General features: G+C 58.0%; 24 protein-coding genes. 15 read left to right on the plus strand and 9 right to left on the minus strand.

Translation table 11 applies throughout. The features are described from left to right. The first annotated feature begins 172 nt into the window (after window positions 1–172). Window positions 173–1,762, plus strand: a complete 1,590-nt coding sequence (locus tag OXR61_RS01030; protein WP_021505960.1) for a PTS transporter subunit EIIC — start codon at window positions 173–175, stop codon at window positions 1,760–1,762. Between the two features lie 188 nt (window positions 1,763–1,950). Continuing rightward, on the plus strand, window positions 1,951–2,847 hold the full coding sequence (locus OXR61_RS01035) for a LysR family transcriptional regulator (protein WP_031279063.1): 897 nt from the start codon (window positions 1,951–1,953) through the stop codon (window positions 2,845–2,847). Here the strand turns inward: OXR61_RS01035 and OXR61_RS01040 are convergent. Both OXR61_RS01040 and fabI read right to left on the minus strand, forming a co-directional pair. Further along, entirely contained in the window at window positions 2,844–3,974 is a 1,131-nt protein-coding gene (locus tag OXR61_RS01040) for an oxidoreductase (protein WP_021505962.1), read from the minus strand. The genes OXR61_RS01035 and OXR61_RS01040 overlap by 4 nt on opposite strands. Window positions 3,975–4,169: 195 nt before the next feature. Then, a complete protein-coding gene (gene fabI, locus OXR61_RS01045) occupies window positions 4,170–4,958 on the minus strand; it encodes an enoyl-ACP reductase FabI (protein WP_021505963.1) in 789 nt (262 codons plus the stop codon). 241 nt (window positions 4,959–5,199) lie between these two features. On the opposite strand from fabI, the gene OXR61_RS01050 reads away from it, so the two are divergent. Beyond that, on the plus strand, window positions 5,200–6,933 hold the full coding sequence (locus OXR61_RS01050; RefSeq protein WP_021505964.1) for a DUF262 domain-containing protein: 1,734 nt from the start codon (window positions 5,200–5,202) through the stop codon (window positions 6,931–6,933). A 44-nt stretch (window positions 6,934–6,977) separates the two neighbouring features. On the opposite strand, the gene sapF is transcribed toward OXR61_RS01050, so the two are convergent. The 5 genes from sapF to sapA are packed head-to-tail and all read right to left on the minus strand — an operon-like array spanning window position 6,978 to window position 12,243. Then, on the minus strand, window positions 6,978–7,781 hold the full coding sequence (gene sapF / locus OXR61_RS01055) for a putrescine export ABC transporter ATP-binding protein SapF (RefSeq protein ID WP_021505965.1): 804 nt from the start codon (window positions 7,779–7,781) through the stop codon (window positions 6,978–6,980). After that, the gene (sapD, locus tag OXR61_RS01060; protein WP_021505966.1) at window positions 7,781–8,776 is read right to left on the minus strand and encodes a putrescine export ABC transporter ATP-binding protein SapD; all 996 of its coding nucleotides are present in this window, start codon (window positions 8,774–8,776) and stop codon (window positions 7,781–7,783) included. Before sapD ends, sapF begins: the two co-directional genes overlap by 1 nt. Continuing rightward, on the minus strand, window positions 8,776–9,666 hold the full coding sequence (gene sapC, locus OXR61_RS01065; protein ID WP_021505967.1) for a putrescine export ABC transporter permease SapC: 891 nt from the start codon (window positions 9,664–9,666) through the stop codon (window positions 8,776–8,778). The genes sapD and sapC overlap by 1 nt, the downstream gene beginning before the upstream one ends. Next, complete coding sequence (gene sapB, locus OXR61_RS01070) at window positions 9,653–10,618, minus strand: putrescine export ABC transporter permease SapB (protein ID WP_021505968.1); 966 nt, start codon at window positions 10,616–10,618, stop codon at window positions 9,653–9,655. Before sapB ends, sapC begins: the two co-directional genes overlap by 14 nt. 2 nt (window positions 10,619–10,620) lie before the next feature. Then, window positions 10,621–12,243: an ABC transporter substrate-binding protein SapA gene (gene sapA / locus OXR61_RS01075; RefSeq protein ID WP_021505969.1), complete on the minus strand. Its 1,623-nt coding sequence runs from the start codon at window positions 12,241–12,243 to the stop codon at window positions 10,621–10,623. 399 nt (window positions 12,244–12,642) lie between these two features. Here sapA and OXR61_RS01080 point away from each other — a divergent pair, with 399 nt between their 5' ends. The 8 genes from OXR61_RS01080 to pqqF all read left to right on the plus strand — a co-directional run bounded on the left by OXR61_RS01080 (window position 12,643) and on the right by pqqF (window position 20,363). Then, window positions 12,643–13,572, plus strand: a complete 930-nt coding sequence (locus tag OXR61_RS01080; protein ID WP_040679533.1) for an ABC transporter substrate-binding protein — start codon at window positions 12,643–12,645, stop codon at window positions 13,570–13,572. Between the two features lie 83 nt (window positions 13,573–13,655). Beyond that, entirely contained in the window at window positions 13,656–14,675 is a 1,020-nt protein-coding gene (locus OXR61_RS01085) for a dipeptidase (protein WP_227746481.1), read from the plus strand. Between the two features lie 149 nt (window positions 14,676–14,824). Next, a complete protein-coding gene (gene pqqA, locus OXR61_RS01090; protein ID WP_010617686.1) occupies window positions 14,825–14,896 on the plus strand; it encodes a pyrroloquinoline quinone precursor peptide PqqA in 72 nt (23 codons plus the stop codon). Between the two features lie 55 nt (window positions 14,897–14,951). Next, window positions 14,952–15,878 (plus strand): pyrroloquinoline quinone biosynthesis protein PqqB, encoded by a 927-nt coding sequence (gene pqqB, locus OXR61_RS01095; protein ID WP_021505973.1) that lies wholly within the window; start codon window positions 14,952–14,954, stop codon window positions 15,876–15,878. Further along, window positions 15,875–16,630, plus strand: coding sequence for a pyrroloquinoline-quinone synthase PqqC (pqqC, locus tag OXR61_RS01100; RefSeq protein ID WP_021505974.1), 756 nt, complete (start codon window positions 15,875–15,877; stop codon window positions 16,628–16,630). The genes pqqB and pqqC overlap by 4 nt, the downstream gene beginning before the upstream one ends. 4 nt (window positions 16,631–16,634) lie before the next feature. Continuing rightward, window positions 16,635–16,913 carry a pyrroloquinoline quinone biosynthesis peptide chaperone PqqD gene (pqqD, locus tag OXR61_RS01105; RefSeq protein WP_021505975.1) on the plus strand — a complete coding sequence of 93 codons (279 nt, stop codon included), beginning with the start codon at window positions 16,635–16,637 and terminating at the stop codon, window positions 16,911–16,913. After that, complete coding sequence (gene pqqE, locus OXR61_RS01110; RefSeq protein WP_021505976.1) at window positions 16,900–18,042, plus strand: pyrroloquinoline quinone biosynthesis protein PqqE; 1,143 nt, start codon at window positions 16,900–16,902, stop codon at window positions 18,040–18,042. Before pqqD ends, pqqE begins: the two co-directional genes overlap by 14 nt. Continuing rightward, complete coding sequence (gene pqqF / locus OXR61_RS01115) at window positions 18,042–20,363, plus strand: pyrroloquinoline quinone biosynthesis protein PqqF (protein WP_021505977.1); 2,322 nt, start codon at window positions 18,042–18,044, stop codon at window positions 20,361–20,363. The genes pqqE and pqqF overlap by 1 nt, the downstream gene beginning before the upstream one ends. On the opposite strand, the gene OXR61_RS01120 is transcribed toward pqqF, so the two are convergent. Further along, window positions 20,354–20,653 carry a helix-turn-helix transcriptional regulator gene (locus OXR61_RS01120; protein ID WP_021505978.1) on the minus strand — a complete coding sequence of 100 codons (300 nt, stop codon included), beginning with the start codon at window positions 20,651–20,653 and terminating at the stop codon, window positions 20,354–20,356. The two genes, pqqF and OXR61_RS01120, sit on opposite strands and share 10 nt — an antisense overlap. After that, complete coding sequence (locus OXR61_RS01125; RefSeq protein WP_021505979.1) at window positions 20,653–21,003, minus strand: type II toxin-antitoxin system RelE/ParE family toxin; 351 nt, start codon at window positions 21,001–21,003, stop codon at window positions 20,653–20,655. The genes OXR61_RS01120 and OXR61_RS01125 overlap by 1 nt, the downstream gene beginning before the upstream one ends. Before the next feature lie 209 nt (window positions 21,004–21,212). Between OXR61_RS01125 and OXR61_RS01130 the strand changes: the two genes are divergently transcribed. From OXR61_RS01130 to OXR61_RS01145, 4 genes are read left to right on the plus strand one after another with little or no spacing between them, the layout of a single operon-like run. Then, window positions 21,213–21,563 carry a hypothetical protein gene (locus OXR61_RS01130; protein WP_058758599.1) on the plus strand — a complete coding sequence of 117 codons (351 nt, stop codon included), beginning with the start codon at window positions 21,213–21,215 and terminating at the stop codon, window positions 21,561–21,563. A gap of 49 nt (window positions 21,564–21,612) precedes the next feature. Further along, complete coding sequence (locus tag OXR61_RS01135) at window positions 21,613–23,616, plus strand: protein-disulfide reductase DsbD domain-containing protein (protein ID WP_021505981.1); 2,004 nt, start codon at window positions 21,613–21,615, stop codon at window positions 23,614–23,616. Then, entirely contained in the window at window positions 23,616–24,338 is a 723-nt protein-coding gene (locus tag OXR61_RS01140; RefSeq protein WP_031279069.1) for a DsbA family protein, read from the plus strand. The genes OXR61_RS01135 and OXR61_RS01140 overlap by 1 nt, the downstream gene beginning before the upstream one ends. Next, the gene (locus OXR61_RS01145) at window positions 24,335–24,838 is read left to right on the plus strand and encodes a thioredoxin domain-containing protein (RefSeq protein ID WP_021505983.1); all 504 of its coding nucleotides are present in this window, start codon (window positions 24,335–24,337) and stop codon (window positions 24,836–24,838) included. Before OXR61_RS01140 ends, OXR61_RS01145 begins: the two co-directional genes overlap by 4 nt. The last annotated feature ends 120 nt before the right edge of the window (window positions 24,839–24,958 follow it).

A 24,958-nucleotide genomic window follows, 5' to 3' on the forward strand; every position in this document is an offset into this window, starting at 1 on the left:
CAAAAGTTGTCTAATTGATTGACTTAATGGTGCGATAGTTAACGTTTATCGCGCGCCAGGGGTAAAAGCGTGATCGCCATCATAAATTATCCGCTGTCGCGCGCCGGCGGGTAAGTGCGCGGCCAAATAGTGGCTAATAATTGCTCTTTCCGTTAGCAAAAGGGCGCGCTCCATGAAGCAACTTGCCAGTCAGGTTCACGCATTCGGCAAAGCCTTAATGATGCCGATCTCCGTCATTGCTGCCGCCGGTATTTTTCTCGGTCTGGCCGCCGCGTTGCAGAATCCGGCGATCACCGGTGAAGCATTTGCCAGTTTACAGGTGCCGCAGTTGATCATCGGTTTTATTCGTAAAGTGGCGGGCGCGCTGTTTGCCAACCTGCCGGTATTTTTTGCCGTCGCCAGCGCAATTGGGCTGGCCAAAGCGGAGAAACCCACCGCCGCGTTTGCGGCAGTGATTGGCTATATCGCCATGAATGTGGGGATCAGCGCCACGCTGGCGGCGAAAGGGCTGACGGCAGCCACCACCACGCCCGAGGCGCTGCAGCAGGCGGGTATGGACCAGACCAGCGCCATGATGACGTCAGCCGAGTACATCGACATGCTCGGCATTTTTACCTACAACATGAGCGTGCTGGGCGGGGTGATTGCCGGCCTGCTCACTGTGATGCTGCACAACCGCTTCTATACCCAGCAGTTGCCCACGGCGATCAGCTTTTTTGGCGGCCGTCGCTTTGTGCCCATCGTGACGGTGGTGGTGCTGCCGCTGACGGGCGTGCTGCTAGCGCTAATCTGGCCAACCATCGGCCAGGGCATTGCGTGGGTCGGTCAGATGATCGGTAAAAGCGGTCAGTACGGTGCCTTTTTGCTCGGCGCCTGCGAGCGCCTGCTGATCCCGACCGGCCTGCATCACATCCTCAATGAAACCGTGCGCTTTACGCCGATTGGCGGCATGGCGACGGTGGACGGCCAGACCATCGTCGGCGCGCTGAATATTTTCAACACCTCGCTGACCCATCCCGGCGCGATTCCGGACGACACCGTGCGTACCGCCACGCAGTTTCTCGCCCAGGGCAAAATCCCGGTAATGATGTTCGGTCTGCCCGCCGCCGCGCTGGCCATCTATCACACTGCCAAACCTGAACATAAGCAGCGGGTCAAAGCGCTGGTGCTGGCCGGCGCGCTGACCTCGTTTACCACCGGCATCACCGAACCGCTGGAGTTCTGCTTCATCTTCGTCTCACCGGTGCTGTACGTGATGCACGCGCTGCTGACCGGCCTGTCATTTATGCTGATGTCGATGCTGCACCTGATGATCGGTAACGTGCAGGGCGGCGCGATTGATCTGCTGGTGTTTGGCATTCTCGGCGGCAGCAAAACCCACTGGTGGTGGACGCTGGTGCTGGGCGCCATTTACGCGCCGGTTTATTACTGGGGCTTTCGCCTGGTGATTACCCGGATGCAGGTGGAAACGCCGGGGCGCGAATCCGAAGAGGAAGCCAAACCGCAGCAGGTGGCGGCGGATGAACGCACCCGTGTGATCATCAGCGGGCTGGGCGGAGAGGCCAATATAGAGGACGTCGATTGCTGCTTCACTCGCCTGCGCGTGCGGGTCAAAGAGATGAAAGAAGTGGTGGATCAAACGCTGCTGTCGACCGGCGCTAACGGGGTTAATCGCGTCAGCGAGCACGATGTGCAGGTGATTTACGGGCCGCAGGTCGAGAAGATCGCCAATGAGGTGAAAAGTGCGCTCGGCGTCGCCTGATGCCGGGCGTAACCGTTAATCATGCGGGTCGCGGCCGGTGGCGACCCGCCGCGTCTCCTTGTATATATCACCCGCTATCCGCCTGAGCAATCCGCCTGACAACGCAGAAATTTCTTCGCTGAGTGCGCATTGGAGCGCGACGAGTTTTGCTACCATAACGCGATAAAAATTCGACGGTGGATAAGAAAATCGACATCAAGCAATTGATTTACCTGTGCAATCTTGAACGCGAGCGCCATTTTGGCAGGGCGGCGGAGGCCAGCTTCGTCAGCCAGCCCACGCTCTCGATGCGGCTTAAAAACCTTGAGCGTGAGCTGGGGCTGTCGCTGATCAATCGCAGCAACAACTTCGACGGCTTCACGCCGGAAGGGGAACGCGTGCTGACGTGGGCGCGCGAAATTGTTTCGGTGTATCAGGGACTGAAGCTGGAAGTGGAGTCGCTTAAGCACGGCGTCAACGGCACGCTGCGGCTGGGCGTGATGCCGCAGTGCAGCGTGGCGCTGCCGGCGTTACTTAAAGCGGTGGAAGCGCGCTATCCGCAGCTCGACTATCGCGTTTCCGCCATGAGCGCCGATCAACTGCTGGAAGCGCTAAACAGCCACACCGTGGACGGCGGTATCGGCTTTTTTGAGCTGACGTCACTGCGGGAACTGCATTTCCAGACCGCGCTGCTCAACGATCGCGGTGTCGAAGCCATTTTCCATCCCGATCACTTCCCGGTGCTGCTGCAGCATGAGCGGCTATCGCTGTACACGCTGGCGAGCCAGCCGCTGTGCCTGGCCGAGCCCACGCGCTATTTCCGGCGTTACCTCGACGGACAGCTGCGTGAAACCGGCGTGCTGCCGCGGGTGATTGTGGAAAGCGCCTCGGTGATGCAGCTGATTCAGAGTGCGCAGGTTGGTCTGGGCGTCATGGTGTCGCCCTGCGGCCATCTGCTACCGGAAATGCTGCACCATCTGGCGCGCCGGCCAATTGATATCGCGCCGATGGGACGTCAGGCGGCGCTGGTGATTGCTGAGCCGGGCAGGGCGTCGCCGCTGTCGCAGCACTTCTTTGACGAAGCACGACGCCACCTGGCAGATTAGCGCGCTTCGCCCAGCGCCATCAGCAGTCGATCCTGCCAGCTGGCAAATGCCACCGCCTGCATCAGCGTGAACAGGCGCTCGCTGCCCCAGCCCGCGTTTAACAGCGGCTGCAGATGGGCAGCACTGAAGCGCTCCGGCAGCCGGGTAAGCTGGGCGCTCAGCGCGATTACCTGCTGCGTCAGGCTGTCATCGCTGGCCTGATCCACATCGTGCAGCAAACGCCTGCGCCAGCCGTTCGCCAGCTGCGCGAACTGGCGTCGGCAGCCCAGCACGCGCGCGCTGACTGCCTGCGCCAGCTGTTCCTCTTCCCCACCATAAGCCTCAAGCCGCTGGCGCAGCGTCGCCCAGCCATACAGCGCCTGGGCATCGTGCACCAGTAGCCAGACAGCGTCGTCGAGTCCGGCCATACCCTGACAAAAGGTCACCGCCGCCAGCTGGTCAGCACTGGCATAGCGCAGCTCAACCGGCTTGATGGCGTGCTGCCAGGCAGCAGCCTGACTGAACAGCGCCGCATCGGCGTCGGCGGGCGGCGTGACGCCAGGGATCCAGCGCACCGGCAGGCCCATCATCGCCTGAAGCGCGGCGACCACGCGCGCCTGATAGCTGACGTAGCCTACTAGCTGGTTGAGCGTAACGATATCGGGTTCAGTCAGGCCTACCGCATCCAGCGCGCTGATGCTGCTGGCGGTAATCAGCTCCGGCTGCATCGCCAGCTGGCGCGCATACTGCGTGATTTGCGTCAGGCGATTATTGCTTTCGCGCGAAGAATCCGGTCCCGGCAGCGGATTAAGCCGCGCCGAGTAGTGATTGCACAACCGCTGCACGCCAGCCACCTGCGCCACCGTGAGTGCGGTGCTGAGACGATCGTACAGCGTTAGCGTGTGGGTCAGCGAGGTGCTGACCGCATCGGGCAGCAGGGTATGGCTCAGGTCGCGTGCCGCCTGTAGCACTGGCTGAAAGCGCTGCAGCAGCGGCTGCAGTGCGCTGGCTTCCTGCTGCAGGCCGAGCAGAAAACGGTCATCAATATGAGCGGCTTCGGGAACCAGGGGAGCAGCAGCGGACGTATGAGGGCGAGTCTGGCTTTCATAAAACCAGTGGTCATGGCCGGGAGAACGGCGGTGTTCCATGGTCATTCCTTTCGCAAAAAACGGACTGAGTGCACAACGGGCAAATCTGAAAAGCGCATCGCCACTCAAGGGCTAGCTTATCGTCGCTGAACGGCTGTCCACGGCAAAAGAATGATGGGGAATAATTAATAGCGTGTGGCTATAAGGCGGGGGAGAGAAAAGAAAAAGGGCGAGCACCTGGCTCGCCCGCAGAACTTATTTCAATTCCAGCTCGTTCATTGCGGCAATGCTGAAGCCGCCATCCACGTGCACCACTTCACCGGTGATACCACCCGCCAGGTCTGAGCACAGGAAGGCCGCAGAGTTACCCACGTCTTCGATGGTGACGGTGCGGCGAATCGGGGTAACCGCTTCGCAGTGTGCCAGCATCTTACGGAAATCTTTGATGCCTGATGCAGCCAGGGTACGGATTGGACCGGCAGACACGGCGTTAACACGCACGCCTTCCGGACCCATCGCGTTCGCCATGTAACGCACGTTGGCTTCCAGCGACGCTTTCGCCAGACCCATCACGTTGTAGTTCGGGATAGCGCGCTCTGCACCCAGGTAAGAGAGGGTCAGCAGTGCTGCGTTCGGGTTCAGCATCGCGCGGCACTCTTTGGCCATCGCCACAAAGCTGTAGGCGCTGATGTCGTGCGCGATTTTGAAGCCTTCACGGGTAACGGCGTTCACGTAGTCGCCATCCAGCTGGTCGCCCGGGGCGAAGCCGATGGAGTGAACAAAGCCGTCAAATTTCGGCCAGGTTTTTGCCAGTTCAGTGAACAGGGCAGTGATGCTCTCGTCTTCTGCCACATCGCACGGCAGAACAATGTCTGAGCCCAGTTCTTTAGCGAACTCTTCCACGCGACCTTTCAGTTTGTCGTTCTGGTAGGTGAAAGCCAGTTCTGCGCCCTGTTTGTGCATCGCCTGCGCAATACCGTAGGCGATGGAAAGTTTACTGGCAACGCCAGTAATCAGAATGCGCTTACCGGAAAGAAAACCCATAGCTGTAATCCTTATGGTCATTGTTGTTGGCGGTCGCGATGATTAAAAATTGTGCGACCGACGTTAATCGACGTGCGGATTCTAGCACAAAGCTACAATCTCTGCTAAAGACTTGTTTTAAACCTCAATTGATTATGATAAAAGATTCTAATCAATCGAAAGAAGCCATAATTATTGTAATATTCGGTTGAACAGTCACTAAATTAAAGCCAAAACTAATTTACCATCCCTGAGGTTAAAAATGGAATTACATGCCTACACGCGAACTATATCTGATGTTTTTTCACAGAAAAGGAAGTACGTTGTTCCAAGATTTCAGCGACCTTATTCATGGGTAAAAGATCAAGTCAGAGAGCTAGTGGATGACATTCTTAATAATATTGAAGTAGAAGATGGTAGATACATCAATCAAGAGTATTTTATCGGTTCAATGGTTCTTATCGGGGATGATAAAGATCTGTCTATGCAGATTGTAGATGGTCAACAGAGGCTAACTACCCTTACTATTCTACTCTCAGCCTTATGTCAAAAATTTATTGATGTGGGCCACGAACCATTAGCAGACTCAATTTATAAAAACTATATTTCTGGAGTTGATGATAACGCCCAGCCCTATTTCAAGCTGGAAAATGAGAACCCCAAACCATTTTTCCAAAATGAAATTCAACATATAACTAAAAAGAGAAAGACCTTAGCTATATCTGAAGAAGAAAAAACTCTAGAAAATAGCTACAACCTTTGCTTGCAACTTCTTTCTGATGTATCTCTCTCCAAAAAATTCAACTTTAAGAAATCAGATAAAGAATTTTATAAAAAGACGCTGGTGAGTGTGAGAGATCAAATAGTAAATAACCTAAAGGTTATTTATATCACAGTAAAAGAGGAAGAGGAAGCTTACACAATTTTTGAAACGCTAAATGCAAGAGGAATGAACCTTAGCTTTGTAGACTTGATAAAAAATAAAATCTTTAAATCTTTAAAAGAACTTCATCCAGATGATGATGCTAAAACATATTGGAATAATATTAAAAGAGAACTGACTAAGCGTGATGGTGCCAATGTTGATATGGAACAGTTTATTAGACATTGGTGGATATCTAAATATTCATATGCTAGTAAGGAAAATATTTATCCCGCTTTTAAGAAAGAGTCTTCTAAGCCCGGTTTTTCAGCGCATGACTTCATTGAAGATCTTTTGGATGGAGCTCGGTTATATACAAAGCTTTTTTCTCCTATTGCTAGCGACTTCCCTCAGCAACAAGATAAGAAGCTGTTTACCAGTTTGGTTTCTATAAGAAATTTTAATATTACACAAAATCGGCCGCTAATAATGTCTCTTTTTGATGCTCAAGCCAAAGGGAATTTGAAGCATACAGATTTAAATGCCACCCTTGAAAAAATTGAAAGATTTCACTTTGCTTTCAACTCAATCTGTTCAATGCGTCCTTCCGGTATAGAGGGTAGTTATTCCAAAGCTGCACGTGGTTTAAGAACAGCTAAGAACAAGCGTGAGGTTTCAGCGATAATTAAGGAGTTAAACCAAAATTTATCCTCGTGGATGCCTGAAAAAGAACTCTTTGTAGAAGGTTTTTTAAAGCTAAAATTTTCTGATCAAATAACCAAAGATAAAAAAATAATACAATATATTTTCTTGAAAATTGAACGCGACAATACCTTTACGGATGAATTTGAACCTTCTAATATTACTATTGAACATATTGCCTCCCAAAGCGATGAATCCATTGATAATCGATATGATATCGGTAATCTTTTGCCGTTGGGTGCTAATATTAATAGTCGAATAGGTAATAAGAAACTTGACGTAAAAATAAAAAGTTATGCCAAATCAGAATACTATATGGTAAGCGATTTTTTAAAGCTATATGCAACAAAAAAAACCTGGGGGCAGAAAGAAATAGCTGAGAGAGGTAAAAATCTAGCTAATCACTTCTACGATAAGTTTTTAGTCTGGTAAACATTTTAGAGGAGGGATTTCCCTCCTCTAAGGTTTCGAAAAATTTAACGCTCGCGCCGCCACGCCTCGGCGGTTAACGCTTCGCCAAAATGGCTGGCAATCAGCCGTTTGGTTAAGTCGTGCAGCGGCGAGGCCAGCACGTCAGCGGTGCCGCCGCGCTCCACCACTTCGCCCTGATGCATCACCAGCACCTGATCGCTGATGTGCTTCATCATGCCAAGATGCTGAGTGACATAAATATAGGCGATGCCGTGTTTCTCCTGCAGCTCCAGCATCAGGTTCACCAGCTGCGAACGCATGGTCATGTCCAGCGAGGCGAGGGCTTCATCAGCGACAATCACCTTCGGCTGCAGAATCAGCGCGCGCGCCAGCGCCAGACGCTGCTTCTGTCCGGGGGCCAGCATGTGCGGATAGTAGCCGGCGTGGTCGCGCAGCAGCCCGACCTGACGCAGCGTGGCAATGATGCGCTTTTCGCGTGCTTCATCATCAAGCTCGGTATTCAGCCGCAGCGGAAAATCAAGGATCTGGCTGACGCGCTGGCGCGGATTGAGCGACGTCGACGGATCCTGAAAAATCATGCGAATCCGCTGGCTGCGGTAGCCGTAATCGCCGTAGCTAAGCGGGTGATCGTCAATCAGCATCTCGCCTTCGCTTGGCGCCACCATGCCGCTCAGCATCTTCGCCAGCGTGGATTTGCCCGAACCGTTCTCGCCGATAATGGCCAGTGTCTGCTTTTCGCGCAGGGTAAAACTGACGTTTTTCACCGCTTCAACATGCTGGCGCCGGAACAGCCCGGTGCGGTAGCGGTAGGTTTTGCTCAGGTTGCGCACTTCCAGCAGGGTTTCCATTATTGGCTCTCCATATTCAGCGGGAAGTGACAGGCGTAAAGATGCGCTTTAGTGCCGCTCAGGCGCGGCGTTTCGATGCATTTACGCTGCGCGTAAGGGCAGCGCGGACCGAGACGGCAGCCAATCGGCAGATGTTCCAGCGACGGTATCGCGCCGGACAGCGTATTCAGGCGGCTTTTATGCGGCAGCGCGCGGCCAAAGTCGGGCATGGCGCGGATCAGCGCCTGCGTATACGGATGGTGCGGCGTTTCCATCAGATCGTCACTCTGCGCGGTTTCCACCGTTTGTCCGCAGTACATCACGTTGATGCGGTCCGCCCACTGACTCATGGTGCGCAGGTCATGGCTGATCAGCAAAATCGTGGTGTTGTTATTCTGATTGAGGCGGCTCAGCAGACGGAAAATCTGCGCCTGGGTGGTGGGCTCCATGGCATTGGTCGGCTCATCAGCAATCAGCAGGCGCGGCTGATTGGCCAGCGCGATGGCGATCATCACCTTCTGACATTCGCCTTCGGTCAGCTCATACGGGAAGCTGCGCATAATGTCTTTGTGATCTTTGATGCCGACGCGGTGCAGCAGCTCAATGGCGCGCTCTTTGCGCCAGAACCACAGGCGCTGATACCAGCGGCCTTTAAAGGTCCAGCGTGGAATGGCCTGCATCAGCTGGCGGCCGACACTTTCAGAAGGATCGAGACAGGATTGCGGCTCCTGAAAAATCATCGACACGTTATGGCCAACGATACGCCGCCGTTCGCGCGGCGACAGGCGCAGCAGATCGATATCATCGAATACCATGCGGTCGGCGGTGACACGCCAGTTATCTTTGGTCACGCCGCAGATGGCTTTCGCCACCAGACTTTTCCCCGAGCCGGATTCGCCCACCAGGCCACGCACTTCGCCCTCGTTTAGCGTCAGATTGATGCGATCGACCGCTTTCACCGGACCTTCAGCGGTCATGAATTCAATGGTCAGATTTCGGATGTCCAGTAACGGCATTATTCCACTCCCGCAGCGACGGCGCGACGGATGCCATCGCCCAGCAGGTTAACAATCAATACGCTTACCATCAGCGCGGCACCCGGCAGCATCACCGTCCACGGCGCCACGTAAATCAGCTCCAGCGCGTCACCCAGCATCGCACCCCATTCGGGCGAGGGCAGCTGCGCGCCGAGGTCAAGAAAGCCGAGCGCGGCGATGTCGAGGATGGCCATCGACAGCGAGCGGGTAAATTCACTGACCAGCAGCGGCAGAACGTTTGGCAGCACCGCATTCCACAGAATATTCAGGTTGCGCGCGCCATCCAGCCGCAGCGCCACCACATACTCTTTTTCCATCTCGTCATGCACTGCCGTGTAGATTTCGCGCACCAGACGCGGGATCAGCGCCAGCAGTACCGCCAGCATCGCATGCTCCAGCCGCGGGCCAAGAAAGGCCACCACGATAATCGCCAGCAGCAGAGAGGGAATCGACAGCAGCGTATCCAGCACGTGATTCATCACTGCCGAGCGCAAACCGTGGGTAATCCCCGCCAGCACGCCCAGCAGCAGCGCGCAGATTGCTGCCAGCACCGTAACCAGCAGCGCAGAGCCAACCGTCGGTGCCACGCCGCTCAGTAAACGGCTTAGCACATCGCGCCCGAGATCGTCAGTGCCGAGAAAGAAGGAGACATCGCCGTAGCGCGACCACGACGGGGGCAACAACTGATAGCCGAGAAACTGCTGGTCGATGCCGTAAGGGGACAGCAGCCCGCCGAACAGGCAGAGAAACAGCAGGATGCCGAAGCCGTACAGGCCAATCATGGCGCTGGTATCGCGATAAAAGCGCTGCCAGCTGAGGCGAAACGCACTCGGCAGCCGCTTCTCGGCGTAGATGTTATCTGAGGGCATACCACTCCTTGTGTTTCAGCGGATTGAGCGCCGCACCGATAATATCCGACAGTACGCTGACCAGAATCACCAGCCCGCCAACCACCATCACGCCCGCGGAGATCGCCGCGTAATCCTGCTGACGGATGGCGTTAATCAGCCAGCGCCCCAGTCCAGGCCAGTTGAACACCACTTCGGTGATCATCGCCAGCGTCAGCATGGTGGAGAATTGCAGGCCAAGACGCGGGATCACCGGCGGCAGTGCGTTGTGCAACACGTGACGGCGAATCACGGTGAAGCGCGACAAGCCGCGCGTTGCCGCTGCCTTGACGTAATTTTTATCCATCACGTCGCTGGTGCTGTTGCGCAGCAGGCGAATCACTTCGGTGGTCGGTGCCACGGCCAGCACGATCACCGGCAGAATCAGGTGCGTCAGCGCACTGACCAGCATTTCGTGCCGCCAAGGTGAAGGGCTAAGCCAGGCGTCAATCAGGGCAAAACCAGTAATGTTCTGCACCGGATAGAGCAGGTCGAAACGACCGGAAACCGGCAGCCAGCCCAGCGTCAGCGAAAACAGCAGGGTAAACAGCAGCGCCAGCCAGAACACCGGCATTGAGAAGCCGAGCAGCGCCAGCGCGCTGATGGCTTTATCCTGCCATTTATTGCGCATTACGCCGGCGCAGATGCCGAGCGGAATACCGACCAGCAGCGCCAGCATAAACGCCAGCACGCACAGTTCCAGCGTGGCGGGAAACACCTCGCGCAGCTGTATATCAATTGCCTGACCGTTGGTGCTGGAGACACCGAAATCAAACTGCAGCAGCCCTTTAAACCAGAACCACCAGGCATCGAACAGCGAGGCGCCTTCCAGCGGCGCGTTAGGCGTGAAATAGCTCAGGCTGAAACTCACCAGCGAGAGTAAGAACAGGGTGATGATCAACAACAGCAGGCGACGCAACAGATAGATAATCATGCTTACTCCTCGCCGTGCTCATCGCGGTAAACCCCGGCGAACGAGGCATTACCGAAGGGACTCAGCACCAGGCCTTTAATATCGTGCCGGTAAGCCTGCAGGCGCAGCGACGACGCCAGCGGCAGCACCGGCAGCGCCTGCGCCAGCATCTGCTGGGCGCGATCGTAGCTATCGATACGCGCCGACAGCTGCTGCGACAGCAGCGCGCGCTGCAGCGCCTCATCAAACGCCGGCGAACACCAGTGCGCGTAATTGGTCTGCGAACGAATCGCCGCACAGCTGAGCAACGGGCGGAAGAAACTGTCCGGATCGTTACTGTCTGTGGCCCAGCCGGTCAGGGTTAAATCGTGGTTCATGGCCATCAGCTGTGCTTCCTGAAAACGCCCCTCGACCGGCGCGATGGTGACGCGCACGCCCACCTGCGCCAGATCCGCCTGCAACAGCTCGGCGGTTTTTAGCGGGCTGGGGTTCCACGACATTGAGGTGGTCGGCACCACCAGGCGCAGATGCAAATCCTCAATGCCCAGTGCTTTTAATGCTTCGCGCGCTTTTGCCGGATTGTATTCCGTCACGCGCGCATCATTATCGTAAGCCCACGAGGCGCGCGGCAGAATCGAGGCTGCGGTTTCCGCCGTGCCGTAATAAATCGACTCCATCAGACGTTCGTTATTGATCGCCAGCGCCAGCGCGTGGCGCACTTCCGGCCGGTCGAGCGGCGGTTTGCGGGTGTTAAACGCCAGATAGGCAATGTTCATGCCAGGACGCAGCGTCATGCGCAGGCGCGGATCGTCGCGCAGAATCGACAGCTGGCTGGCGGCCGGGTAGGCCAGGACGTCACACTCGCCGGTCAGCAATTTCGACAGGCGGCCAGTGCCGCCCACGCCGAGGTCGATCACCACCTGTTGCAGACGCGGCACGCCTTTCCAGTAGTGCGGATTGCGCGCCAGACGCAGATATTGCCCGGTACGGTACTCACTCAGCTGGAACGGGCCGGTGCCCACCGGCTGGCGATCCAGCTGTTCCTGCTGGCCTGCTGCGCTCAGCTGGCTGGCGTACTCCTGCGACAACACCGGCGCGTAGTGGGTGGCGATATGCCACAGGAACGAGGCGTCCGGGCTGTTGAGGCGGATCTCTACCGTGTTGTTATCCAGCTTCTTCACGCTCTGCACCGAGTCGGCAAACTGCAGGCTGTCGAAGTAGGGATAGCTGCCGCCGTTGACGTTATGCCACGGATGCTGGCGATCAAACATGCGGGCAAAACTGAAGACCACGTCGTCGGCATTCATTTTGCGCGTCGGCGTAAACCAGTTGGTGTGCTGGAACGAAACATCTTTGCGCAAGTGGAAGCGGTAAGTCGCGCCGTTATCGCGCACTTCCCAGCTCTGCGCCAGATCGGGGATCAGGCGATAGGTATAAGGGTCGACGTCGAGCAGGCGGTCATACAACTGTGCCGCCAGCGTATCGACCACCAGCCCGCTGCTGACCATCTGCGGGTTGAAGGTGTTAACCGTGCCGTTCACGCAATAGACAAAGCCGCTGTGACGGATAGAGTCCGCGGGCGCGGCGAGCGCAGAGGCACTCAGGACGCTGAGACCAAGCAGCAGCGCGGGGAATAATTTTGGCATAGAACTCAACGATTCTCGGGCAATAGCGAGAGTGTATCGCAAAGCACGCGCACTCCCCAAATTCGCCGCGCATCTGCGCTTTTTTTACCCAGCGGGCGACGGGGGTAAGCACAACCTTAGTGTGGAAATGAGAAAAATTCTCAATTAGAGCTTTACAGATGATAATAGGAATGATTATTATTCTTCTGCGCTTCGACGGTGGCTCTACCGAAGAAGAGCACGACATTGCTCACATTGCTTCCAGTATTACGTTGCCCGCACCTCGTGTTGCGGGCTTTTTTTTGCGCCCTCATCAGCCGCGCATCGTTATGTTCCTTCCGGCAATCCTCATGCGAAATCGGCATCGGTCATTTGTTACGCGCAGGGTAGTCTGGGCTTTTCATCAGCAGAGAAATGATAATGAAAAGAGTGACTTTAACGATGCTGTTACTGGCCAGCGGCAGCGTCGCGGCGCACGGCGTTACCCTGCGCATTGCCGATCAAAAGGGCAACATGCGCGCCGAGCTGGAAGCAGCGCAGCAGCTCAACGATCTCTCCTACCGTATCGAATGGGCGGAATTTCCGGCCGCCGCTCCGCTGGCCGAAGCCCTGAATGCCGGGGCGGTTGATGCCGGTATTATTGGTGATGCGCCGCTGCTGTTCTCGCTGGCCGCAGGTTCGCAGGTCAAAGCGGTGGCCGTCAGCAAATCCACCCCGGCCGGGCTGGCGGTACTGGTTGCGCCGGACTCACCCATCAAAACGCCGCGGGATCTGCGCGGTAAACGCATCGCCACCGGGCGCGGGTCGATCGGTCATTTTATCGCGCTGAAAGCGCTGGAAAGTGCCGGGCTGAGCGATAAAGCCGTCAGCTGGCGCTTTCTCACGCCTGCCGATGCGCGCATTGCGCTGGCAAGTGGTTCCGTCGATGCGTGGGCAACCTGGGATCCTTACACCGCGCTGGCAGAAGTAACGCATACCGGCCGCGTGCTGATCAACGGCGTGGGGCTCTCCAGCGGCAACAGCTTCCTCGCCGCCACCGATGCGGCACTGAGTGACGCCAGTAAACGTGCGGCGCTGCAGGATTATATTAACCGGCTGGCGGCCGCTGATCGCTGGGCCAATCGCCACGTTGAGGCATATTCCGCCAGGCTGGCGAAGATCATCGGCTTTCCTCAGGAGGCTGCCGCCAAATCTTTTGCCCGACGTCAGTCACACTGGCAGAGCATTGACGACCACACCGTACAACAGCAGCAGGAAACCGCCGACTTTTATCAAAAGTACGGCCTGATTGCTCAGCCACTCGATGTCAAGCCGACCTTTTATCGCGGTCTGCAGGTGGCACAACAGTAACCCTTTGTGCGCCGGTATTTGGCGAACAGGCGTGATGCGCGTAGCATGGCGGCATCAAATCCGTGGCGGATAACCCAATGTTAATCAAAACCTTTGATGGTCATAATGATCTGTTGCTCAACCTGTGGTTGCATCATCGCGACGATCCAGCCGCCGCCTTCTTTACCGGTATCGAAAAAGGACACCTCGATTTTCCGCGCATGCAGCAGGGCGGCTTTGCCGGCGGATTGTTTGCGCTGTTTGTGCCACCGCAGCGCTACGTCAGCGAAAAGGCGCCGCAGCTGGCCAGTGAAGCCTGGCAGCCGCTGGAGATCCTGTGGCAGCAGCTGGAGATTCTGAAAACGCTGGTTGCCCGTTCTGACGGCCGGGCGCGCCTCTGCCTCAGCACCGCCGATATCGCCGCCTGCCGGCGCGATGGCATACTGGCAATGGTGGCGCACATTGAGGGCGCGGACGGTTTTGACGGCGACGGCGCCGATCTTGCCGCCTTCTGGCAGGCGGGCGTGCGTAGCATCGGTCCGTTCTGGAATCTGGAAAATCGCTTTGGCGCTGGCGTCACCGGCGCATTTCCCGGTTCGCCGGATAGCGGTCCGGGGCTGACTGCCGATGGCGAGCGGCTGATCGCGCTGGCGAATCAGCAGCGCATGATGATCGACGTGTCGCACATGAATGAAAAAGCGTTCTGGGACACGGCCCGGCTCTCATCCGCGCCGCTGGTCGCCAGCCACTCGAATGCGCACGCGCTGTGCGCGCAGCCGCGCAACCTTACCGACGACCAACTGCGGGCGATTCGCGATAGCGGTGGCGTGGTCGGCATTAATTTCGGCAACGCCTTTCTGCGCGCCGACGGTAAGCGCGACGATGATGGCGGCTTGATCGAAATTGTTAAACACTGTGAGCATCTGATGACTATTATGGGAAGCGATCACGTCGCGCTGGGGTCGGATTTTGACGGCATCAGCGTGCCCGCAGAGCTTAAAGATGTCACCGGTTTGCCGCGGCTGTATGCGCTGATGCGCAGTCTCAACTATGATCAGGCATTGCTGGAACAACTTGCCTGGGGCAACTGGCAGCGGGTATTGCACCAAATCTGGCAGGCGTAAGTGTATTTCCTTACGCAATCAGGGTTGATCTGCTCGCTACATTGGCGCAACATCGCCCCGCGTTATCCATTGCTGGCGGAAGCTTTGTTTCTGTCGCAATGTTTTTAGCAGAGCCTGCTCTGCGTTTTAAGAATATGAGGAAGAATATTATGTGGAAAAAACCTGAGTTTGTTGACCTGCGTCTGGGCCTGGAAGTAACGCTGTACATCTCCAACCGCTAAGACGTCCTGCCCGCCGTTCGTGCGGGCATTTTCTTTTCCTGCTTCGGTCCTTCACATGTTTATTAAAGTCCTCGGTTCGGCGGCTGGCGGTGGCTTTCCGCAGTGGAACTGTAACTGCGCCAACTGCAGCGGGCTGCGTAACGGCACGCTCCAGGCGCAGGCGCGCACCCAATCCTCAATCATTGTCAGCGATAACGGTACCGACTGGGTGTTGTGCAACGCTTCGCCGGACATCAGCCAGCAAATCGCCCGGACGCCGGAACTGGTGAAACACGGCGTGCTGCGCGGAACGGCGATTGGCAGCATTATTTTGACCGACAGCCAGATCGATCACACCACCGGTCTGCTGAGCCTGCGTGAGGGCTGTCCGCATCAGGTATGGTGCACGCCGGAAGTGCATGCCGACCTCACCAGCGGCTTCCCGATTTTTACCATGCTGCAGCACTGGAACGGCGGCCTGCAGCATCGTGCGCTCACGCCGCTTGAGCCGTTTCGCGTTGACGTCTGCGCCAGTCTGCAATTCACCGCCATTCCGATTCTCAGCAACGCGCCACCGTATTCGCCGTATCGCGATCGTCCGCTGCCGGGACATAACGTGGCGCTGTTTATCGAAAACACCGCCAGCGGGCAGACGCTGCTGTATGCGCCGGGCCTCGGCGAACCGGATGCGGTGATTATGCCGTGGCTGCAAAAAGCCGACTGCCTGCTGATCGACGGCACCGTGTGGCAGGATGATGAGCTGCTGACCACCGGCGTCGGCAAAAATACCGGCAAGGCCATGGGCCATCTGGCGCTGGCGGAAGAGCAGGGGCTGATGGCGCTGCTGGCCGCGCTGCCGGCCAGACGCAAAATTCTGATTCACATTAACAACACCAATCCGATTCTCAACGAGCATTCGCCGCAGCGCCAGTTCCTGACGCAGCAGGGCATTGAAGTGAGCTGGGACGGCATGGCGATTCATTTGCAGGAGTCCGCATCGTGATCATTACCGAGGCGTTGTCACCCGAAGCCTTTGAACAGGCGCTGCGTGCCAAAGGCGCGTATTACCATATTCACCATCCTTACCATATCGCGATGCACAACGGTGCCGCGACGCGCGAGCAGATTCAGGGCTGGGTGGCGAACCGTTTTTACTATCAGACCAATATTCCGCTGAAAGATGCGGCGATCATGGCCAACTGTCCGGATCCGGCAACGCGCCGTAAATGGGTACAGCGTATCCTCGATCACGACGGTCGTAACGGTGAGGAAGGCGGCATTGAAGCCTGGCTGCAGCTGGGAGAAGCGGTCGGTCTCGATCGCAAAGTCTTGCTGTCAGAGAAGCTGGTGTTGCCAGGCGTACGGTTTGCCGTTGATGCCTATGTCAACTTTGCGCGTCGCGCCAACTGGCAGGAAGCGGCGTGCAGCTCGCTCACCGAGCTGTTTGCCCCGCAGATTCATCAGTCACGCCTCGACAGCTGGCCGCAGCACTATCCGTGGATCAAAGAGGAAGGCTATTTCTACTTCCGCAGCCGCCTGAGCCAGGCGAACCGCGATGTGGAACATGGCCTGGCGCTGGCGCTGGAAGTCTTTACCAGCGCTGAGCAGCAGAACCGTATGCTGGAGATCCTGCAGTTTAAACTCGACATTCTCTGGACCATGCTGGATGCCATGACCATGGCATACGCACTGCAGCGTCCGCCGTACCACACGGTGACCGATCAGGTCGCCTGGCACAGTACAAGACTGGTGTAATCACATGAAAGAGACTCTGATTCCGGCGTTTCGCCGCGGCTATCGTCTGCAGTGGGAAGCCGCGCAGGACAGCCACGTGGTGCTTTACCCGGAAGGGATGGCGAAGCTGAATGAAACCGCTGCCGCCATTCTGGAACTGGTGACCGGCAAGCAGGATGTGGCGGCCATTATCGCCACGCTCAATGCGCGTTTTCCGGAGGCGGGCGGCGTCGATGATGACGTCAAAGACTTCCTGCAATCGGCCATTGAACAGAAGTGGATCCAGTGTCGTGAACCCGAATAAACCTGGCGTGAATGCGCCGCTGTGGCTGCTGGCGGAGCTGACTTATCGCTGCCCGCTGCAGTGTCCTTACTGCTCGAACCCGCTGGATTTTTCGCAGCAGGAACAAGAGCTGAGCACCGAACAGTGGATCGAGGTGTTCCGCCAGGCACGCGCCATGGGCAGCGTGCAGCTGGGCTTTTCCGGCGGTGAACCGCTGACGCGCAAAGATCTGCCGGAGCTGATTCGCGCCGCGCGCGATCTGGGCTTTTACACCAACCTGATCACCTCCGGCATTGGCCTGACGGAGAAAAAGCTTGATGCCTTCGCCGACGCCGGGCTGGATCACATCCAGATCAGTTTCCAGGCGAGTGATGAAACGCTGAACGCCGCGCTGGCCGGTTCGCAGAAGGCGTTTCAGCAGAAGCTGGCGATGGCAAAAGCGGTGAAAAAGCACGGCTACCCGATGGTGCTGAACTTCGTGCTGCACCGCCATAACATCGACCAGATCGATAAAATCATCGATCTGTGTATTGAGCTGGAGGCGGATGATGTCGAGCTGGCCACCTGTCAGTTTTACGGCTGGGCGCATCTTAACCGTCAGGGATTACTGCCAACGCGCGAGCAGATTGCCCGCGCCGAAGCGGTGGTTGCGCGCTACCGTGAGCGCATGGGCAGCAGCGGCAATCTCACCAATCTGTTGTTTGTCACGCCGGATTACTACGAAGAGCGGCCCAAACCCTGTATGGGCGGCTGGGGATCGATATTTCTCAGCGTGACGCCGGAAGGTACGGCGTTACCCTGTCACAGCGCGCGCCAGTTGCCGGTGCAGTTTCCCTCAGTGCTGGAGCAGAGCCTGGAGGATATCTGGTACAACTCGTTTGGCTTCAATCGCTATCGCGGCTTCGACTGGATGCCGGAACCGTGCCGCTCATGTGATGAGAAAGAGAAAGATTTCGGCGGTTGCCGCTGCCAGGCATACATGCTGACCGGCAATGCCGACAACACCGACCCGGTATGCAGCAAGTCGCCGCATCATGGAAAAATTCTTGAGGCACGCCGCGAAGCCAGCTGCAGCGATATCAAAATCGCCCAGCTGCAGTTCCGCAACCGCAGCAATTCTGAGCTGATTTTCAAACAGCGGGTCACCTGATGTGCGAACGCAGCCTGACGCTGGCTAACGGTCTGCGCTGTCATCTGTCGCACCAGCCCGATGCGCGGGAAAGCTCGGCGCTGGTGCGCGTCGGCGCGGGCAGCCTGCACGAACCCGATCGCTGGCCCGGCCTAGCGCATCTGCTGGAACATCTGCTGTTTTGCGGCAGCGCTGGCTTTACCGGCGATGAGCGCCTGATGCCGTGGCTGCAGCAACAGGGTGGTCAGGTGAATGCCACCACGCAACTCAGCCGCAGTGCCTGGTTCTTCCAGCTGCCGGCGCAGGCGCTGGCGGCGGGCGTGGCAAGGCTGGCAGATGTGCTGGCTGCGCCACTACTGACCGGTACGGCGATTACGCAGGAAGCGGCGGTCATTGAGGCAGAATTTCAGCTGCTACGGCATCATGCCGAAACGCTGAGTGAAGCAGCGCTGCTCGACGCGGCCGGTGGCGCACTGCGCCGCTTTCGCGTCGGGAGTGCGGCGAGCTTTGGTGACAACGTAACGGAACTGCAGCAGGCGCTGCGGCTGTTTCATCAGCAGCATTTTGTCGCCGCCAACCAGCAGCTGTGGCTGAGCGGACCGCAATCGCTGGATGAATTACAGCAGCTGGCTGAGGCGTTTGCTGTTCGCCAGTCAGGCGGTGCGGTGCACTCCTCATTGCCAGCCATTCCCGCGCCGGAGCCTGTTGAAACGCTCATCCAGCTTCCCGATGAAGAGTCATTCTGGCTTAGCCTGTTTATCAACGGCGAAGAAAACGCCTTGCGTGACAATGTCACATTGCTGGAGGCTTTCTGGCAGGATGAAGCCCCTGGCAGCCTGATGGCGCAGCTGCGCAGCGAGCAATTGTGCGCATCGCTGCAGTGTGAATGGCTGTGGCAGAGCGCCGATCATAGCTGGCTGACGTTGCGCTTCAGTGCGCCAGCGCTGTCAGCGTTGGCGGCAAGACGCATTGAACAGCTCTTCTGGCAGCATTTGCGTGCGGTGCGCGCCGCCACGCCAGCGCAGTATCGTCACTATTTGCAACTGGCCCAGCAGGATTTCGCTGCGCTGTCGCCGCTGACGCAGCTGCGCGGACAGGCGCTGGGATCGGCGCCGGCAGCTGACGTTCCCGCAGATTTCACCGGTTTTATCGCCGCGCTGTCACAGGCCTCGTGCACGCGGCTGCTGACGCAGCGACAGCTGTCCGCCGTGCCTTATACCACGCAGGGATTCTGTCTGCAGCGCGCGCCATGGCCACCGACCGCGGTTGGCCCGGTCGCGCCGGTTAACTGGTCATTTTATCCGTGCGCTGACGTCCGGCATTCGCCGGAACTCCCGGCAAATTGCCCGCCGTTGCTGCGCGCAAACCCGGTGCAGCCGCGGGAAACGCTGCTGGTGCGCCCGGCGTTTTATCACACCCTGAGTGACGAGGCGGCGCTAAGCTGGCAGCAGCAGCTGCGCCCACGGCTGGCCGCACTGCGCCATGCCGGTGGCAGCGGACGCTGGCAACAGCAGCAGGGCGTCTGGCAACTGGTGATTGATCTGCCTGACGATGCAATGCCCGCGCTGCAACAGCTGCCTGGCGTGCTGGCGGCGCTGAATGCGCCGGTGCTGCCGCAACCGCACCGTGCTGCACAAAATATTGTGATTCGTCAGTTGCTGGAAGCGCTACCGCAGCAGCTGCTGGCCCCGGCTGCGCATCCTGCATGGCAGGCCGCCTGGTGCGGCCACAGCGAAAGCGTCAGTCAGCACGCCGCGCACGGGCTGAGCGAGGTGGTTCAGACTCAGCCTGCGCCGGCGCGCGCGGCTGCGCTGCAGCACGGCGTCAGCGCGCTGCGCTGTGCGGCGAACGAACAGGCCTTGTTGCTGTTTATTCCGCTGCCCGCTGCCGATGATGCCAGCCTCGCGGCGCTGCGTGCGCTGGCGCTGATGTTTGAACCACGCTTCTTTCAGCGCCTGCGGGTTGAGCAACAGATTGGCTACGTGGTGTCAGCGCGCTACCAGCGCGTGGCGGATGTGGATGGACTCCAGCTGGCGCTGCAATCCCCGTCCATTGGCTGGCGCACGCTGCTGCAACACTGCAAAGCGTTTTTGCGCGATATGGTGAGTGAACTCGCCGCCATCAACGATGAAACGCTGCAGGGCTGGCAGGCGACGCTACTGGCGCAGTGCCAGCCACACCAGAACGCCGACGCCGCCAGTGAGGCACTGCGAAAACAGCAGGGACTGCCGGTGCTTACGCCAGAAGCGGTCGCCGCGCTCACGTTACCCCAGCTGCAGCGGGTGCATCAGCGCCTGCTGCGCGAACGCCGCCGCTGGCGTTTACTGATTAATCACAGCTGAAAAGCAAAATGTTTGCCGTTTGGCAGTTTAACATCAATACGAAGTTCCCCACCAAGCGCGGCGACGTAGCGTTTTAGCGTTGACAGGCGCGGATCGTTTTCCGGATTTTCCATCTTTGCCAGCGTTGGTTGTGATACACCGATGGTGCGCGCCAGTTCAGTTTGCGAAAGGTTTAGCTCTTCACGCAATTGGCTCAGGGCTATTTCCTGACGCAGCTTTTCCACCTTTTCAGCGATGCGCTGCTGACTTTCAGGTGATTGTTTTGCCAGTAGTTGCTTGTAGGTCCCCATTATCCCTCCATATGCACTAAATGCTTGCGGTATTCCGCTTCAGCCAGGCGAATCATTGTGCGGTAAAATTGTTTCTGCTGACAGCCAGCCTTATTTCCTGCGCAAAGTACAATCGCACGGCGCACCGGATCGAAGGCGAAAAAGGCTCTGACAGGCATGCCTGCATGCTGCACACGCAGTTCTTTTAGATTAGGAAACTGACACCCCTTCAAGGTATCAACGTAGGGACGACCGAGTTTTGGTCCCATCTCCGCCAGGATTTGCATCACTGCTAACATGTCCTCACGTAAACCTTCATTTTGCGCAAGAAACCAGTCATCAAAAACATCCGTTGTTAATATTTCCCACATAGCGCTATCCCATAGCTTTTTTGCTATAAATGAGTTTATAGCCTTTAGGCTATGACCACAAGGGCGGAGAGGTTAATCAACGTGAATTATTTCTCCCTCTCTGCTGTCAGCCTGCTCCCGCTGGCATAAAGACAAAAGTTTACACAGCAGGGGTTGGTGTTTCTGCTGCTTTTGCATAAACTGGCCGCACTTTTCTCTGAGGCTGTGGCATGACGATATCGCCCCAACGCGCAAAATGGATTCTGGCACTGGTTTGTCTGGTGCTGGCATTTTGTCTCGTCCAGCGCAGCTTCAATCTCCCGACTCAGCCTGTCGTTAGCATTACTGCTCACAGCGCCGCCGTTGATGACGGTGCCAGCAGTGATAAACCCTGTGCGCTGGGCGCTAAGTCACTCAGCGGCAGCGCGCCGCTGCTCGATACCGCGCTGCCATTCCTCGTACTGCTGCTGGCGTTGATCGCCACGCTCTTCCAGACCTCGTCTGCCACTGTCTGGCGGCGTGAACCGCTGTTTGTGCCGCTGCGACGGCGCCATCTCACGCTCTGCGTCTTCCGGGAATAACACTACGCGATACACCGCGTAAACCCTGTTATTCACCGGAGAAACGATTATGACATTCCTGATCAGGAGCCTGCTGCTCCTCGTGGCGAGCTGCGCGCTGAGCGTGCAAGCCGCCGATACCGGCTGGCTGCGCAATGCGCAAAACAGCCACGCCGAAGTGCGCCTGCGCGCCGCGCCGCAGGGCGATCACCTGCAACTGCTGCTGGATATTCGCCTGCAGCCGGGCTGGAAAACCTACTGGCGCTCGCCGGGCGAAGGCGGCGTCGCGCCGGAAATCCGCTGGCAAACGCCGGATGTCAACGCCCGCTGGTCGTGGCCAGTGCCAGCGCGCTTTGACGTCAGCGGCCTCACCACGCAGGGCTACAAAGGCAACGTTACGCTGCCCATCGTGCTCGATTCTGCCCCGCAGGGCACGCTGGCCGGCACGCTGACGCTGTCCACCTGTAGCGACGTCTGCATCCTGACGGATTTTCCGTTCCAGCTCGATCTCTCGCAGCCCGCCAGTCCGGATTTTGCACGTGATTTCGCCCAGGCGATGGGGAAGATCCCGGCTGACAGCGGGCTGACCGATCAGCTTGATGCCAGCTTCGTTGATGGCACGCTGCAAATCCGGGCGCAGCGTCAGCAGGGCTGGCAGCAGCCGGAACTGTTCTTTGATTATCCGCAGGGCAGCATGCTGGCGGCGCCGCAAATCAGCGTGCAGGGCGAGATGCTGACCGCCCGCGTGGCAGTAACCGATGAATGGGGCGAGGCCGCGCCGGACCTGCGCGGTAAAGCGCTGTCGCTGGTTATCGCTGACGCCGGTATCGCTCAGCAAAGCCAGCTGACCCTTGGTCATCAGCCGCTGTTTTCTCCCTCTGCCGGAAACGCCACGCTGTGGTCGGTAGTGCTGCTGGCGCTGCTCGGCGGGCTGATTCTCAACCTGATGCCCTGTGTGCTGCCGGTGCTGGCGATCAAACTGAGCAGTCTGGTGCAGCAGCAGGGACAGACGCAACGCCAGACGCGTCAGCAGTTTCTCGCGTCCAGCGCCGGCATTCTGTTCTCTTTCCTGCTGCTGGCGCTGCTGATGACCGTGCTACGGCTCAGCGGTCAGGCGCTGGGCTGGGGCATTCAGTTTCAGAGCAGCGGCTTTCTGCTGGTGATGGTGCTGGTGATGTTCCTGTTCAGCGCCAGTCTGTTCGATCTGCTGCATTTTCGCCTGCCTTCCGGCCTGACTACCCGGCTGGCGACGCACGGCGGTGCCGGTCTGGCAGGGCATTTTGGCCAGGGGGCCTTTGCCACGCTGCTGGCGACGCCGTGCAGCGCACCGTTTCTTGGCACCGCCGTCGCCTATGCGCTGACCGCGCCGCTGCCGCAGCTGTGGCTGCTGTTTGTCGCGCTCGGCGTCGGCATGAGTCTGCCGTGGCTGCTGGTTGCGGCGCTGCCGGGCATGGCGCGCTGCCTGCCACGTCCGGGGCGCTGGATGCTGCATCTGCGCACGCTGCTGGGGCTGCTGATGCTGCTGGCAACGCTGTGGCTGGTGACGCTGCTGATTCCACACTGGGGCAGCACCGTCGCCATTCTGCTGGCGGCCATCCTTATGCTGGCGCTGACGGGCTGGCTAATCGCACGCCGCGCGCTGCCGCAGGCAGGTCTGGTGTTCATTACCGTGACGCTGGCGGGCGCGCTGTTACTGCTGACGCGTCTCTCACCGGAAGAAGAATCGCTGGTGTGGCAACCGCTGACCGAAGCCGCCATCAATCAGGCGCTGGAGCAGGATAAGCGCGTCTTTGTCGATGTCACCGCTGACTGGTGCATCACCTGCAAAGTGAATAAATCGCGGGTGCTGAATCAGCCTGACGTGCGTGCCGCCCTCGGCGCAGAGGATGTGGTGCTGCTGCGCGGTGACTGGACACAACCGGATCCGGCCATCGGCGAGTTCCTGCGCCGCCGCGATCGCGTAGCGATCCCCTTTAACCAGATTTATGGCCCGGCACTGCCGCACGGCCAGATTTTATCGCCGTTATTAAGTCGTGATGCGGTGATTTCAACACTCTCTGAGGCAAAAAAATGATGAAAAAATCCCTGTTACTTTCGCTGATGTTACTGGCAGCACCCGCCCTGGCCGCCGCGCCATTTACCCCTGAGCAGGAGGCGCGCATCAAACAGCTGATTCGCGAAACCCTGGTGCAAAATCCGGCGATTCTGGCGGAAGCCGCCGACGCATTTGATAAAGAAGCCGCGCGCCAGCAGCAAAACGTGGTCGCGCAGATGGTAGAGAAAAACCGCGCGGCGCTGTTTGACGATGCCGGCTCACCGCGCATCGGTGCCAAAAAACCGGCACTGACGCTGGTCTATTTCACCGACTACAACTGCGTCTTTTGCAAAAAGTTTGAGGCGGATATCGAAAAACTGCTGCACAACTATCCGCAGGTGGCCGTGGTGCTGAAGCCGCTGCCGTACCGCGCTGAAAGCTCGCTCAGTTCGGCGCGTCTGGCGCTGACGGTGTGGGAGCAGCAGCCGAATAACTTTCTTAAGCTGCATGAACGGCTGATGGCAAAGAAAGGCAACCATGATGAAGCCAGCATCGCCGCCGCGCTCGACAAAAGTGGCATCAGCTTATCGGCGCCGAGCACCGCCAGCCTCGACACCATCAACCTCAACCTGACGCTGGCGCAGCAGCTGGGTGTGCAGGGTACGCCCGCCACGCTGGTGGGCAATCAGCTGATCAGCGGGGCAGTGCCTTATGCACAGCTGGAAGCCGCGGTGAAAGGTGCGCTGCAGGCTCAGCCATGAGCCGGTTAACGCGCTGGCTGCGCGAAGGCGTGCTGTTGTTGCTGATGGCAGCGGCGCTGCTGCTGGCCATGGACTGGCTGCGTGCACCGCAGCTGCCCGCGGATGTGGCCCGGCAGCCGCTCAGCGCGCAGCAGGGCGAGGTGAACCTGGCGACGCTGAGCCAGCAGCGGCCGGTGCTGGTTTACGTCTGGGCCAGCTGGTGTGGCGTGTGCAAACTCACCACACCGACGGTGGCCGCGCTCAGTCAGCACGGCACGCAGGTGGTCAGTGTGGCTCTGCGATCCGGCAGCGATGCGCGCGTTGCCACCTGGCTGGATAAAAAAGGAGTACGGGGATTCGCCGTCAATGATGAAAGCGGGGCGCTGGGACAGCGCTGGCAAGTCAGCGCTACGCCGACGTTCATCGTGCTGCATCAGGGCAAGGTGGTCAGCACCAGCAGCGGCTGGACCAGCAGCTGGGGGCTAAAGCTGCGCCTGTGGTGGGCGGCACGCGTTGCCTGATTAATCAATAACGGTAACCGACCGCGTTAAATAACCGTAGCGTGAATAACCTTGCGCTGCGGTTATTTTTTTTGCTCATTAAAAATCCGCACACAATATTTCAATGCATTGAAATTAAAT

This window comes from Pantoea sp. GM_Pan_4 (assembly GCF_026541005.1).
GTDB classification, from domain to species: Bacteria; Pseudomonadota; Gammaproteobacteria; order Enterobacterales; family Enterobacteriaceae; genus Pantoea; species Pantoea dispersa.